This is a genomic window from Modestobacter sp. SYSU DS0657, from assembly GCF_054050925.1.
This window is the reverse complement of record NZ_JBJHAG010000018.1, coordinates 79509-90626: the sequence shown is the minus strand read 5'-3', so window position 1 is coordinate 90626 and position 11118 is coordinate 79509. Positions and strand designations below refer to the sequence as shown.

Genomic DNA, 11118 nt, shown 5'->3' with positions numbered 1-11118 from the left:
CCCCCCCCCCCCCCCCCCCCCCCCCCCCCCCCCCCCCCCCCCCCCCCCCCCCCCCCCCCCCCCCCCCCCCCCCCCCCCCCCCCCCCCCCCCCCGCCCCCGCCCCGCCCCCCCCCCCCCCCCCCCCCCCCCCCCCCCCCCCCCCCCCCCCCCCCCCTCGGCACGGCCCGGTGGACCTGTTGTACTGTTGTCTCACCGACGCGGGGTGGAGCAGCTCGGTAGCTCGCTGGGCTCATAACCCAGAGGTCGCAGGTTCAAATCCTGCCCCCGCTACTCGTCCGGAGGGCCGGTCACCGTTCTGGTGGCCGGCCCTCCGTCATGTCCGCCCGTGGTCATGTCCGGCCGGGGTGTTGCCCGGTGTTCGCTCCTGTCCGGCTCCGCTGCCGTCGGACCTGCGGCGGCAGCTCGGGGCTCCCGCTCGGGGTCGCGGGCCGTCTCCCCACCGCGGGGGACCCCGGTTCGCGTCGGATCGTGAGGTGGGGTAACCTGATCTCACCGACGCGGGGTGGAGCAGCTCGGTAGCTCGCTGGGCTCATAACCCAGAGGTCACAGGTTCAAATCCTGTCCCCGCTACCAACCCGGAGGCCCGGTCACCGTTCTGGTGACCGGGCCTTCGGTCTGTGTGGTGGCGCCGACCCGGTTCCCCGGGGTTCCGGTGGCCGCCCGGGACGGAGAGGACGCAGTCGATGGGACCGGGGTCTGCAGAGGCGCCGCAGGGCTGGGCCGGGCAGGTGACCGAGCGGACGCTCGCCGACGGCCGCCCGATCCTCTACTTCGACGACGAGCGCCGGGCCGGGCCCGTGCACGCAGCCGTCGACCAACGGCCGCTCGACGGGACGCCGCGGGCCGGCGAGGTGCGCTACGACGTCCTCACCGGGGAGTGGGTGACCATCGCCGGGCACCGGATGAACCGGACGTTCCTGCCGGCGGCCGCGGACTGCCCGCTCGACCCCACCCGGGACCCGCACCACCCGAGCGAGGTTCCCGACAGCGAGTACGACGTGGTCGTCTTCGCCAACCAGTTCCCCAGCTTCGCCCCGGTCGCCGTGGGCCCCGACGGGGAGACCCCGCCGTTCGGCCCGGCCGACGGTCCCGCGTACGGGCACTGCGACGTCGTCGTCTTCTCCAGCGACCACGAGGCCTCCGTCGTCGACCTCCCGGCGCAACGGATGCGCACCGTCGTGGAGGCCTGGGCACACCGGACGGCGACCCACTCGGCCGATCCGCGGATCGCGCAGGTGTTCGTGTTCGAGAACCGCGGCCAGGAGATCGGCGTCACCCTGACCCACCCGCACGGGCAGATCTACGCCTACCCGTTCCTCCCGCCGCGCGCCGGTCAGCTGGTCGAGCAGGCCCGCCGGCACCGCGAGGCGACCGGCGGCAACCTGCTGGCCGACGTGCTGCACGCGGAGCAGGCTGCGGGCCGGCGGGTCGTGCTGGCCGGTGAGCACTGGACCGCCTACGTGCCCCGGGCGGCCCGCTGGCCGGTCGAGGTGCACCTGGCCCCGCACCGTGACGTCCCCGACCTCGCCGCGCTGGACGACGCGGAGAAGGCCGAGCTGGCCGTGGTCTACCAGGAGCTCCTGCGCCGGGTCGACCGGTTCCATCCCGGGGTCGACCGGGTGCCCTACATCGCCGGCTGGCACCAGGCCCCCACCGGGGAGGACCGCGAGCTGGGCCGCCTGCACCTGCAGCTGTTCTCGCTGCTGCGGGCGCCGGGGAAGCTCAAGTACCTGGCCGGCTCGGAGTCGGGCATGGGCGCCTGGATCAACGACACGACGCCGGAGCGCATCGCCGACCGGCTGCGGGAGGTGGCCTCGTGAGCGGACAGGGGCGTGAGCATCACAGCGAGGAACGAGCGAGGAGCGGAGCGCCCCGCGGGAGCGAACGCGTTGACGTCGTGAGCGCCGGTGTCGACCCCGGCGCGGAGGTGGGCGCGCAGGGGCTCGCCGAGCAGGCGGCGGCCGAGTTGCGGCGGGCCTTCGACGTCGAGCCGGACGGTGTCTGGACCGCGCCGGGCCGGGTCAACCTGATCGGGGAGCACGTCGACTACAACGGCGGCCGCTGCCTGCCGATGGCGCTGACCCGGGTCACCGCCGCGGCCGTGCGCCGCCGGGACGACGACGTCGTCCGGCTGGCCAGCACCGACCGGGACGCGCCGACGTTCGAGGGCACCCTCGCCGGCCTCGGGCCCGGCCGGGTCGAGGGCTGGGCCGCGTACGCGGCCGGCACGCTGTGGGCGCTGCAGCAGGCCGGGATCGACGTCCCGGGCCTGGACCTGTCGGTCAGCAGCGACGTGCCGCTGGGCGCGGGCCTGTCCAGCTCCGCGTCGCTGGAGGCGGCGGTGGCGATCGCCGCGGCCGAGCTGGCCGGCCGGGCCGACTCTCCCGAGCTGCGCCAGCTGCTCGTCCAGGCCGCCATCCGGGCCGAGAACGAGGTCGTCGGCGCCGGCACCGGGGGCATGGACCAGACCATCGCGCTGCTGGCCGAGGAGGGCTCGGCCCTGCTCATCCACACCCGCGACTTCCGCACCGAGCCGGTGCAGCTGGGCCTCGCCGAGGCCGGGCTGGCGCTGCTGGTGATCGACACCCGGGTCAAGCACACCCTCGCCGACGGCCAGTACGCCCAGCGGCGCGCCGACTGCGACCAGGCGGCCCGGCAGCTCGGCCTGGAGTGGCTCTCCGACGCCACCGAGGCCGACGTCGAACGGCTGGGCGACGAGCGGCTGCGGGCCCGCACCCGGCACGTGGTGGGGGAGAACCAGCGGGTCGACCGGGTGGTCGAGCTGGTCCGGGCCGGCCGGGTGGCCGAGATCGGGCCGCTGCTGGACGCCTCGCACACCTCGCTGCGCGACGACTACGAGGTGTCCGCGGTGGAGCTCGACGTCGTCGTCGAGGCCGCCCGCGAGGCGGGTGCGCTGGGGGCGCGCATGGTCGGCGGCGGGTTCGGTGGGTCGGCGATCGCGCTGGTCCACCCCCGCGACGCGGAGGCGATCAGCGACGCCGTCGTCGCCGCCTGCCGAGAGCGGGGGCTGACCGAGCCCGGCACGCTCACCGTCACCTCCGGCCCCGCGGCGCGCCGGCTGGCCTGAACCTCCGGGGCCGGGGAACAGCACCCCGGCCCCGGGGGTTGGCCCGGGCATGGAGACGACCGTCACCGACGCCCCCGAGGACAGCCGCTACGAGATCCGTGACGGCGAGCGGCTGCTGGGCCAGGCCGCCTACCAGCGGCGCGGCAACCAGGTGGTGTTCACCCACACCGAGGTCGACACCGGCGAGGAGAACTCCGGGCTGGGCAGCAAGCTGGTCCGGGCCGCGCTGGACGACGTCCGCAGCAAGGGGGGCACCGTCGTGCCGATGTGCTCCTTTGTGCGTGGCTGGATCGACCGGCACCCGGAGTACCAGGACCTGGTCGCTGCCGAGGGCTGACCGCCTGCAACCCCGCTGCGGCCGGCCTGAGAGGGTGGGCCCATGCGTGTCCTGGTCGCCGGGTGGTTCAGCTTCGACGAGGTCATCGCGACCGTCGGTGACGAGCTGGGGGCCGACGTCGTCACCGGCTGGCTCCGTGAGCTCGGGGTCGACCACGACGTCGCCTGGGCGCCCTACCTGCAGCGCGGCCCCGACTGGCGGGAGCTGGACCCCACCGACTACACGCACCTGGTCTTCGTCAGCGGGCCGGTGTCGGACACTCCGCTGCTGCGCGAGCTGACCAGCGCGTTCGCCGGCGCCCAGCGCTGGGCGGTGAACGTCTCGGTGGTCTCCGACGCCGGGCGCGCGCTGTTCGACCAGGTCTGGGATCGGGACGCCCCCGGCATCGCCCGGCCCGACCTCGCGATCGGCACGACGACGCCCGACGTCCCGGTGATCGCCGTCGCCTTCGCCCCGCCGCAGGAGGAGTACGGCGACCGCAGCCGCGCCGGCGAGGTCCGGGCCGCGATCGAGGGCTGGCTCGGGGCCCGGGCGATCCCGTGGTTCGAGCTGACGATGGACCTGTTCGAGAAGCCGCACGAGCGCTTCCCGTCCCAGGTCGAGGCCCTGATCCGGCGGGCCGACGTGGTGCTCAGCATGCGGCTGCACGCCCTGGTGCTCGGGCTGGCGCACGGGAAGCCGGTCATCGCCTGCGACGCGATCGGCGGTGGCGCGAAGGTGAGCGCCCAGGCGGCGGCACTGGGCTGGCCGGTGGTGCTGCGAGCGGGCGAGATCGACCCGGTGACGCTGGACGCGGCACTGGAGCACGCCCTGTCGGGCACGCTGACCGGCGAGATCGCCGAGGCCCAGCGGCGCGGCGCCGAGGGCAACGCGGCCGCCCGCGACTGGTTCACCCGCCAGCTGCAGGGCTGAGCGGCCGCTGCGCCGCGGCGAACCGCCGCTCCAGCTCCGCGGGCACCGGACGGCGCTGCCGCAGGGCGGCGGGCAGTCGCCGCAGCACGCCGGCCAGCGCCGTGCGGGCGGCCGGCTCGTCCCGGCAGCGGCGGGCCAGCCGGGCGGTCGCGGCGAGCGCCACCGGCAGCGGTCGGCGCAGCCAGTCGACGAGCACGTCGTTGCGGGTCTGCAGGGCCCACCGCTGCGGCGAGGGCCGGTCCGGGCCGGCCGGGTCGTGCCAGGCGACGACGTCGTCGGCGTAGGCCAGCTGCCAGCCGGCGGCGGCCAGGTCGAGGGCGAGCAGGTGCTCCTCGCCGCCGAAGAACAGGAACGCGGAGAAGCCCCCGACGGCGAGGTAGGCATCCCGGCGGACGACGGCGGCGAACGCCGGGAAGCTGAGCACGTCCGGGCCCGGTGCGCCAGGGGAGAAGCCGAGCGCGGCGGCCCGGTGCTTGACCGACACCCGGTCGTCCGACCCGTCCCGGGCCATCCGCACCCGGCCGACCAGCACCGCGACCCGCGGATGGACGTCGAGCAGCTCGGCGGCCCGCTGCAGCGCACCGGGCTCCCACCACGAGTCGTCGTCGGCGAACGCGACGTAGGGCGTGGTCGCCCGCCGGACGCCGTCGGTGCGGGCGACCGCGCCGGCGTTCTCCGGCAGCTCGATGACGTCGACCCGCGGGTGCGTCTTCCGGACGGCCGCCGCGGTGCCGTCGGTGGAGGCGTTGTCGACCACTATCACCGGCTGCCCGTCGACGTCGAGCCGGTTCAGCGAGCGCAGTAGCGACGTCCGCCGGTCCAGAGTGGCGATGACGACGGTGACCCGGTGCACGCCGGGATGTCTACCCGACGCTTCCCCGGACTCGTCGTGCGGCCGCTGAGCGTCCGGTCCGGGGGCCTCCCTACCGTGCCGGACGTGGTACGGGAGCACGCACTGCTCGACGTCCGGCCGGGCCACCAGGAGGAGTTCGAACGTGCCTTCGCAGGCGCGCTCGCTCATCGCGGCCATGCGGGGCTTCCGGGCACTGTCGCTCTCCCGCTGCCTGGAGCGGGGATCGGGCTACCTGCTGCTGGGGGAGTGGGACCGGCTGGAGGACCACATCGAGGGCTTCCGCGGGTCCCCCGAGTACCAGCGGTGGCGAGATCTGCTGCACCGCTTCTACGAGCCGTTCCCGGTCGTCGAGCACGTCACGACGGTCCTGACCGTCTGAGGTCGGGCCTCAAGCGGAGAGCGCGGCGCCCTCGGTCGGGCTGTGCAGGGCGGTGATCAGCTGGTCGAGCGGCAGGCCCAGGGCCCCGGCGAGCGCGGCGACGGTGAAGAACGCCGGCGTCGGCACCCGACCGGACTCGATCTTCCGCAGCGCCTCCAGGCTCACCCCGGAGGCAGCGGCGACCTCGGCGGGGGAGCGGTCGCCCCGGGCCTCGCGGAGCAGCGCCCCCAGCCGGCGGCCGCGCTCACGCTCCTCGAGGGTCAGCGGCGGTCGCACCATGGCCGTGATAGTAATACCGGGATACCAATACCGGGAGGGAATCCAGATGATCGAGCTGCGGACGCCGGGGGAGATCGACGCCATGCGCGCCGCGGGCGCGGTGGTCGCCGACATGCACGCGGCGGTGCAGGCGGCCGCAGCCCCGGGTGTCCGGCTGACCGAGCTGGACGCGACCGCCCGCGACGTCCTCGCCGACGCCGGGGCGTCGTCGCCGTTCCTGGGCTACGCCCCGCTGCCGTCCACCCCGCCGTTCCCCGGCGTGCTCTGCCTGTCGGTCAACGACGTGGCGCTGCACGGCATCCCGACCAGCCAGGAGCTGGCGGACGGCGACCTGCTCAGCGTGGACGCCGGTGCGACGCTGGACGGCTGGGTGGGCGACGCCGCACGGACCTACCCGATCGGCACGCCGCGAGCCGAGGACCTCCAGCTCGTGGAGACCACCGAGGCGGCGCTGGCCGCGGGGATCGCCGCGGCGGTGGTCGGCAACCGGGTCGGCGACATCTCCGCTGCGATCGGGGCGGTCGGCCGGGCCGGTGGGTGCGGGATCAACACCGACCAGGGCGGGCACGGGGTCGGCCGGAGCATGCACGAGGCGCCGAGCGTGCCCAACGAGGGCCGGCCCGGCCGCGGGCTGCCGCTGCGCGCCGGGCTGGTGATCGCGATCGAGCCGTGGTTCCTGGCCGGCGGCAGCGACGACTACCGGGTCGACGCCGACGGCTGGACGCTGCGCAGCGCCGACGGCAGCCGCGCCGCGCACGTCGAGCACACCGTGGCTGTGACGGAGGACGGCCCCCGCATCCTCACCGCCCCCCGCCACGTGTAGTTGCTCGTGCCGAGTGGGGGCCGGAGGCTCCCGCGCAGGCGCGACGAAGCGGCTCAGCCCGTCGGGACGAGCTGCCTGGCCGCGGTGTGATCCGGGAGGATCACGATGACAGCGCCTGCTCCAGGTCGGCGATGAGGTCGTCGACGTCCTCGATGCCCACCGACAGCCGCACCAGGTCGGCCGGCACCTCCAGCGGGGAGCCGGCGGCGCTGGCGTGGGTCATCCGGTGCGGGTGCTCGATCAGCGACTCGACGCCGCCGAGGGACTCGGCGAGGGTGAACAGCTGCGCGCGCTCGCACACCCGCAGCGCCGCCTCCTCGCCCGCCTTCAGGCGGAACGAGATCATCCCGCCGAAGCCGGACATCTGCGAGGCTGCGATCCCGTGGTTGCGGTGCTGCGGCAGCCCCGGGTAGAGCACGTCGCCGACGGCCGGGTGCTCCAGCAGCCACTCCGCGATCCGGGCGGCGTTGGCGCTGTGCCGCTCCACCCGGACGCCGAGGGTCTTCAGGCTGCGCAGCACGAGCCACGAGTCGAAGGGGCCGGCGACGGCGCCCATCGCGTTCTGGTGGTAGGCCAGCCGCTCGCCGAGCTCCGCGTCGGACACGACCAGCGCCCCGCCGACGACGTCGGAGTGCCCGCCCAGGTACTTCGTGGTCGAGTGGACGACGACGTCGGCGCCGAGCGTCAGCGGCTGCTGCAGGTAGGGGCTGGCGAAGGTGTTGTCGACGACCAGCAGCGTTCCGGAGGCGTGCGCGATCTCGGCCAGCGCGGCGATGTCGGAGACGTTGAGCAGCGGGTTGCTCGGCGTCTCGCACCAGATCACCCGCGTCGTCTCCGGGGCCACGGCCTCCCGGACGGCGTCCGGATCGTTGAGGTCGACGGGCTGGTGCGTGACCCCCCACGGCTCGAGCACCCGGGAGATCAGCCGGTACGTGCCGCCGTAGGCGTCCCCGCCCAGCACGATCGAGTCGCCCGGCCGGCACACGGTGCGCAGCAGCGTGTCCTCGGCGGCGAGCCCGGAGGCGAACGCCAGTCCGCGGGTGCCCTGCTCCAGCGAGGCCAGCGCGGTCTGCAGGGTGTCCCGGGTGGGGTTGGCGCTGCGGCTGTACTCGTAGCCGCCGCGCAGCCCACCGACGCCGTCCTGCTTGTAGGTGGTCGTGAGGTGCAGCGGCGGGATGACCGCCCCGGTCGCCGGGTCCGGGTCCTGCCCGGCGTGGATCGCCCGCGTGTTGAAGCCGCTCATGCCCCGACCGTAGGCGTGATGCCGACCAGGTGGCCCAGCACGTCCTGCCGGGTGACGACGCCGGCCGGCTTGCCGTCCACGTGCACCAGCAGCGCGTCGGCGTCGCCCAGCGCGCCGACCGCAGCAGAGACCGGCTCGCCGGAGCCGATGATCGGCAGCGGGGCGGACATGTGCCGCTCCACCGGGTCGGCCAGCGTCGCCTTCCCGGCGAACAGCGCGTCGAGCAGTGTCTTCTCCGCCACCGAGCCGACGACCTCACCGGCGGTCACCGGCGGCTCGGCCTTGACCACCGGCAGCTGGCTGACGCCGTACTCGCGCAGGATGTCGATCGCGTCGCGCACCGTCTCGTTCGGGTGGGTGTGCACCAGCGCCGGGGTCTCGCCGGCCTTGGCGGACAGCAGCTCACCGACGGTCTCCCCGCCGGACTCGGTGAGGAAGCCGTAGTCGGCCATCCACTCGTCGTTGAAGATTTTGTTCAGGTAGCCGCGGCCGCCGTCGGGCAGCAGCACCACCAGGACGTCGTCCTTCGTGAGCCGCTCGGCCACCCGCAGCGCGGCCACCACCGCCATGCCGCAGGAACCGCCGACGAGCAGGCCCTCCTCGCGGGCCAGCCGCCGGGTCATCGCGAAGGAGTCGCCGTCGGAGACCGCGACGATCTCGTCGGCGATCGACCTGTCGTAGGCCTCGGGCCAGAAGTCCTCGCCGACGCCCTCGACCAGGTAAGGGCGGCCGGTGCCGCCGGAGTAGACCGAGCCCTCCGGGTCGGCGCCGATCACCTGCACCCGTCCGCCGCTGGCCTCCTTGAGGTAGCGGCCGACGCCGGAGATGGTGCCGCCGGTGCCCGCGCCGGTGACGAAGTGGGTGATCCGCCCGTCGGTCTGCGCCCAGATCTCCGGCCCCGTGGTCTCGTAGTGCGACCGCGGGTTGTTCGGGTTGGCGTACTGATCGGCCTTCCAGCCACCCGGGGTCTCCCGCGCCAGCCGGTCGGAGACCGAGTAGTAGGAGCGCGGGTCGGCCGGGTCGACCGCGGTGGGGCAGACGTGCACCTCGGCGCCGTAGGCCTTGAGCACGTTGATCTTCTCCTGGCCCACCTTGTCCGGGCAGACGAAGACGCACTTGTAGCCGCGGGTCTGGGCGACGATGGCCAGCCCGATGCCGGTGTTGCCGCTGGTCGGCTCGATGATCGTGCCGCCGGGCTGCAGCGCCCCGGAGGCCTCGGCGGCCTCGACCATGCGCAGCGCGATCCGGTCCTTCACCGAACCACCGGGGTTGAGGTACTCGACCTTGGCCAGCACCAGCGGGGCGTCGGGCCCCAGGTGCTCGGTCACCTTGTTCAGCCGGACCAGCGGGGTGCCGCCGATCAGCTCGACGACGGACTCGGCGTACTGCACGGGATCTCCTGCGGCGCTCGGGCCGGTGGCGGATCGCGCCTCCGGCGGTCTCCCCATCCCACCACTCCGTGCGTGTCCGGGCGCGCGCGGTGCGAGGCCCGCCGGGGCGCGTGCGCCGCCGGGCACCGACGCCGGCCGCTCCCCGCGCGCGGGACCGGCGCGCCATCCATGCTGAGGTGGTGCTGCTGGCCTGGGACAGTGTGCTCCGGGTCCCCAGGCTCCGGCTCCGCGCTCGACCCCTGCTCGCCGGGGGGCTCACCGTCGTCCTGCTGGCGCTGCTGGCCGGGGTGCTGACCGGCAGCCGGGTGGTCGAGCTGGACGAGGCGGTCTACCGCTGGGCCCCGGGTCAGCGCTGGCCGGCCCTCGGCCCGGTCGCCGACTGGTGGGTGCTGCTGGGCCAGCGGGCGGTCTGCCTGGCCCTGGTCGTCCCATGGCTGGCGCTGCGGGCCTGGCGCGCCCGGAGCGCCGGCCCGCTGGTCGTCCTGGCCGTGGCGACCGTGCTCACCAACGTCGGCGTCGGTGCCGTGAAGTACCTGGTCGGTCGCCTGGGGCCCCTGCAACTGGGCGAGGCCGCCGGCGACGTGGGCGCTGGCCACGCCTTCGCGCTGGGGGGCTCGATCTTCCCCTCGGGGCACGCCGCCAACGCAGTCGTGACCGCGGGTGTCCTGGTGATGACGGCTCGCGGGCACCGCCGGGTCGGCGCCGTCCTGGCCGGGGTGCTCGCGGCCGGCGTCGGGCTCACCACGATCCACCTGGGCACCCACTGGGCCTCGGACGTCCTCGCCGGCTGGTGCGCCGGAGGGCTGGTGCTCCTCGCCGTGGCACCCGCGGTCCGGGTGGTCACGGAGCTGACCGGACGGCTGACCGGACGGCTGACCGGACGGCTGACCGGACGGCACGGCCCCGGCCGGCCGCTCACGGCGGCCACGGGCCCGACGCGGCCCACCCGCCCTCGGGTCGGGGCGGCGTCCCACTCCCGCGCGGTGTCGGCGCACGCGCGTGGGGGCTATACCCTCGCGGGGCCGAGTCCGCCACTCGGCAGCGACCGTCGAACCGGCGGTGGCCGTCGACGGAAGGGGCCCACCCACCATGAGCGAGCCGTCGCGGGACCTGCACCAGGCCCTGGCCGGGATCGAGCTCGCCGGCCGTGAGCTGTCCGACGTCCTCGACGAGGTGGTGCGCGTCGCCCGCCGGGCCATCCCCGGCACCGAGGCGACCTCGATCACGCTGATCCGGGGGGAGCGCGCCTTCACCGCGGCCTTCGACGGTCAGCTCGCGATGGACGCCGACGAGTCGCAGTACCAGCGCGGCCACGGCCCCTGCCTGGACGCCGGCCTGGCCGGTGAGGTGTTCGTGGTCGACGACATGCGGGCCGAGGAGCGCTGGCCGGGCTACGCGGCGCGCGCCGCGGAGCTCGGGGTGCGCAGCTCGTTGTCGGTCCCGCTGCCGTACCAGGGCGCCACGATCGGGGCCCTCAACAACTACGCCACCCGGACCGGGGCGTTCGCCGGGACCGACATCGCGCTGGGTGAGGAGGTCGCGGCCTTCGTCGCGATCGCGGTCGGCAACGCGGAGGCGACCGCCCGGGCGCTGGAGGAGTCGGCGAACATGCGACGGGCGATGCTCTCCCGCGCGGTCATCGAGCAGGCCAAGGGCATCCTGATGGAGCGGCACAAGATCACCGCGGAGCAGGCGTTCACCCTGCTCACCCACGCCTCCCAGCGGCGCAACGTCAAGCTGCGGGTCGTCGCCGACGAGCTGGTGGCCACCGGCGAGCTCACCGCCCGCTGACGCCCCGCCCCGGCTGGCGCG

At 75.1% G+C, this 11118-nt stretch carries 12 protein-coding genes and 2 tRNA genes; 10 read left to right on the top strand and 4 right to left on the bottom strand.

Annotated features, from left to right (window positions below; all coding sequences use genetic code 11):
- The first annotated feature begins 197 nt into the window (after nt 1-197).
- The 6 genes from ACI79A_RS13030 (at nt 198) to ACI79A_RS13005 (ending at nt 4338) form a co-directional block, all read left to right on the top strand.
- A tRNA-Met gene (locus ACI79A_RS13030) sits at nt 198-271 on the top strand.
- Between the two features lie 226 nt (nt 272-497).
- Nucleotides 498-574 (top strand) — tRNA-Met (locus ACI79A_RS13025).
- 110 nt (nt 575-684) lie between these two features.
- Nucleotides 685-1821, top strand: coding sequence for a galactose-1-phosphate uridylyltransferase (galT, locus tag ACI79A_RS13020; RefSeq protein ID WP_457083750.1), 1137 nt, complete (start codon nt 685-687; stop codon nt 1819-1821).
- A 77-nt stretch (nt 1822-1898) separates the two neighbouring features.
- Nucleotides 1899-3089, top strand: coding sequence for a galactokinase (galK, locus tag ACI79A_RS13015; protein WP_457083748.1), 1191 nt, complete (start codon nt 1899-1901; stop codon nt 3087-3089).
- Nucleotides 3090-3138: 49 nt separating this feature from the next.
- The gene (locus ACI79A_RS13010) at nt 3139-3426 is read left to right on the top strand and encodes a GNAT family N-acetyltransferase (RefSeq protein WP_457083746.1); all 288 of its coding nucleotides are present in this window, start codon (nt 3139-3141) and stop codon (nt 3424-3426) included.
- A gap of 42 nt (nt 3427-3468) precedes the next feature.
- Entirely contained in the window at nt 3469-4338 is an 870-nt protein-coding gene (locus ACI79A_RS13005) for a polysaccharide pyruvyl transferase family protein (protein ID WP_457083744.1), read from the top strand.
- Here ACI79A_RS13005 and ACI79A_RS13000 read toward each other — a convergent pair.
- Nucleotides 4316-5191, bottom strand: coding sequence for a glycosyltransferase family 2 protein (locus ACI79A_RS13000; RefSeq protein WP_457083742.1), 876 nt, complete (start codon nt 5189-5191; stop codon nt 4316-4318). The genes ACI79A_RS13005 and ACI79A_RS13000 overlap by 23 nt on opposite strands.
- A 142-nt stretch (nt 5192-5333) precedes the next feature.
- Between ACI79A_RS13000 and ACI79A_RS12995 the strand changes: the two genes are divergently transcribed.
- Nucleotides 5334-5570 carry an antibiotic biosynthesis monooxygenase family protein gene (locus ACI79A_RS12995; protein ID WP_457083740.1) on the top strand — a complete coding sequence of 79 codons (237 nt, stop codon included), beginning with the start codon at nt 5334-5336 and terminating at the stop codon, nt 5568-5570.
- A gap of 9 nt (nt 5571-5579) precedes the next feature.
- Here the strand turns inward: ACI79A_RS12995 and ACI79A_RS12990 are convergent, their stop codons facing one another.
- Nucleotides 5580-5849, bottom strand: a complete 270-nt coding sequence (locus ACI79A_RS12990) for a helix-turn-helix domain-containing protein (protein ID WP_457083738.1) — start codon at nt 5847-5849, stop codon at nt 5580-5582.
- Between the two features lie 46 nt (nt 5850-5895).
- On the opposite strand from ACI79A_RS12990, the gene map reads away from it, so the two are divergent.
- Nucleotides 5896-6672 (top strand): type I methionyl aminopeptidase, encoded by a 777-nt coding sequence (gene map / locus ACI79A_RS12985; protein WP_457083736.1) that lies wholly within the window; start codon nt 5896-5898, stop codon nt 6670-6672.
- 100 nt (nt 6673-6772) lie between these two features.
- Here the strand turns inward: map and ACI79A_RS12980 are convergent, their stop codons facing one another.
- Both ACI79A_RS12980 and ACI79A_RS12975 read right to left on the bottom strand, forming a co-directional pair.
- Nucleotides 6773-7915, bottom strand: coding sequence for a cystathionine gamma-synthase (locus ACI79A_RS12980; protein ID WP_457083734.1), 1143 nt, complete (start codon nt 7913-7915; stop codon nt 6773-6775).
- Nucleotides 7912-9306 (bottom strand): cystathionine beta-synthase, encoded by a 1395-nt coding sequence (locus ACI79A_RS12975; RefSeq protein WP_457083732.1) that lies wholly within the window; start codon nt 9304-9306, stop codon nt 7912-7914. Before ACI79A_RS12975 ends, ACI79A_RS12980 begins: the two co-directional genes overlap by 4 nt.
- 179 nt (nt 9307-9485) lie before the next feature.
- Here ACI79A_RS12975 and ACI79A_RS12970 point away from each other — a divergent pair, with 179 nt between their 5' ends.
- Together ACI79A_RS12970 and ACI79A_RS12965 are read left to right on the top strand one after the other, a co-directional pair.
- A complete protein-coding gene (locus tag ACI79A_RS12970) occupies nt 9486-10457 on the top strand; it encodes a phosphatase PAP2 family protein (RefSeq protein WP_457083730.1) in 972 nt (323 codons plus the stop codon).
- Complete coding sequence (locus ACI79A_RS12965) at nt 10396-11097, top strand: ANTAR domain-containing protein (protein WP_457083728.1); 702 nt, start codon at nt 10396-10398, stop codon at nt 11095-11097. Before ACI79A_RS12970 ends, ACI79A_RS12965 begins: the two co-directional genes overlap by 62 nt.
- Nucleotides 11098-11118: the final 21 nt, after the last annotated feature.

What these genes read in the sequence shown, in the direction of transcription:
- galT (WP_457083750.1), top strand. Translation starts at nt 685, where the DNA reads ATGGGACCGGGGTCTGCAGAGGCGCCGCAGGGCTGGGCCGGGCAGGTG.
- ACI79A_RS13010 (WP_457083746.1), top strand. Translation starts at nt 3,139, where the DNA reads ATGGAGACGACCGTCACCGACGCCCCCGAGGACAGCCGCTACGAGATC.
- ACI79A_RS13005 (WP_457083744.1), top strand. Translation starts at nt 3,469, where the DNA reads ATGCGTGTCCTGGTCGCCGGGTGGTTCAGCTTCGACGAGGTCATCGCG.
- ACI79A_RS12990 (WP_457083738.1), bottom strand. Translation starts at nt 5,849, where the DNA reads ATGGTGCGACCGCCGCTGACCCTCGAGGAGCGTGAGCGCGGCCGCCGG.
- map (WP_457083736.1), top strand. Translation starts at nt 5,896, where the DNA reads ATGATCGAGCTGCGGACGCCGGGGGAGATCGACGCCATGCGCGCCGCG.
- ACI79A_RS12980 (WP_457083734.1), bottom strand. Translation starts at nt 7,915, where the DNA reads ATGAGCGGCTTCAACACGCGGGCGATCCACGCCGGGCAGGACCCGGAC.
- ACI79A_RS12965 (WP_457083728.1), top strand. Translation starts at nt 10,396, where the DNA reads ATGAGCGAGCCGTCGCGGGACCTGCACCAGGCCCTGGCCGGGATCGAG.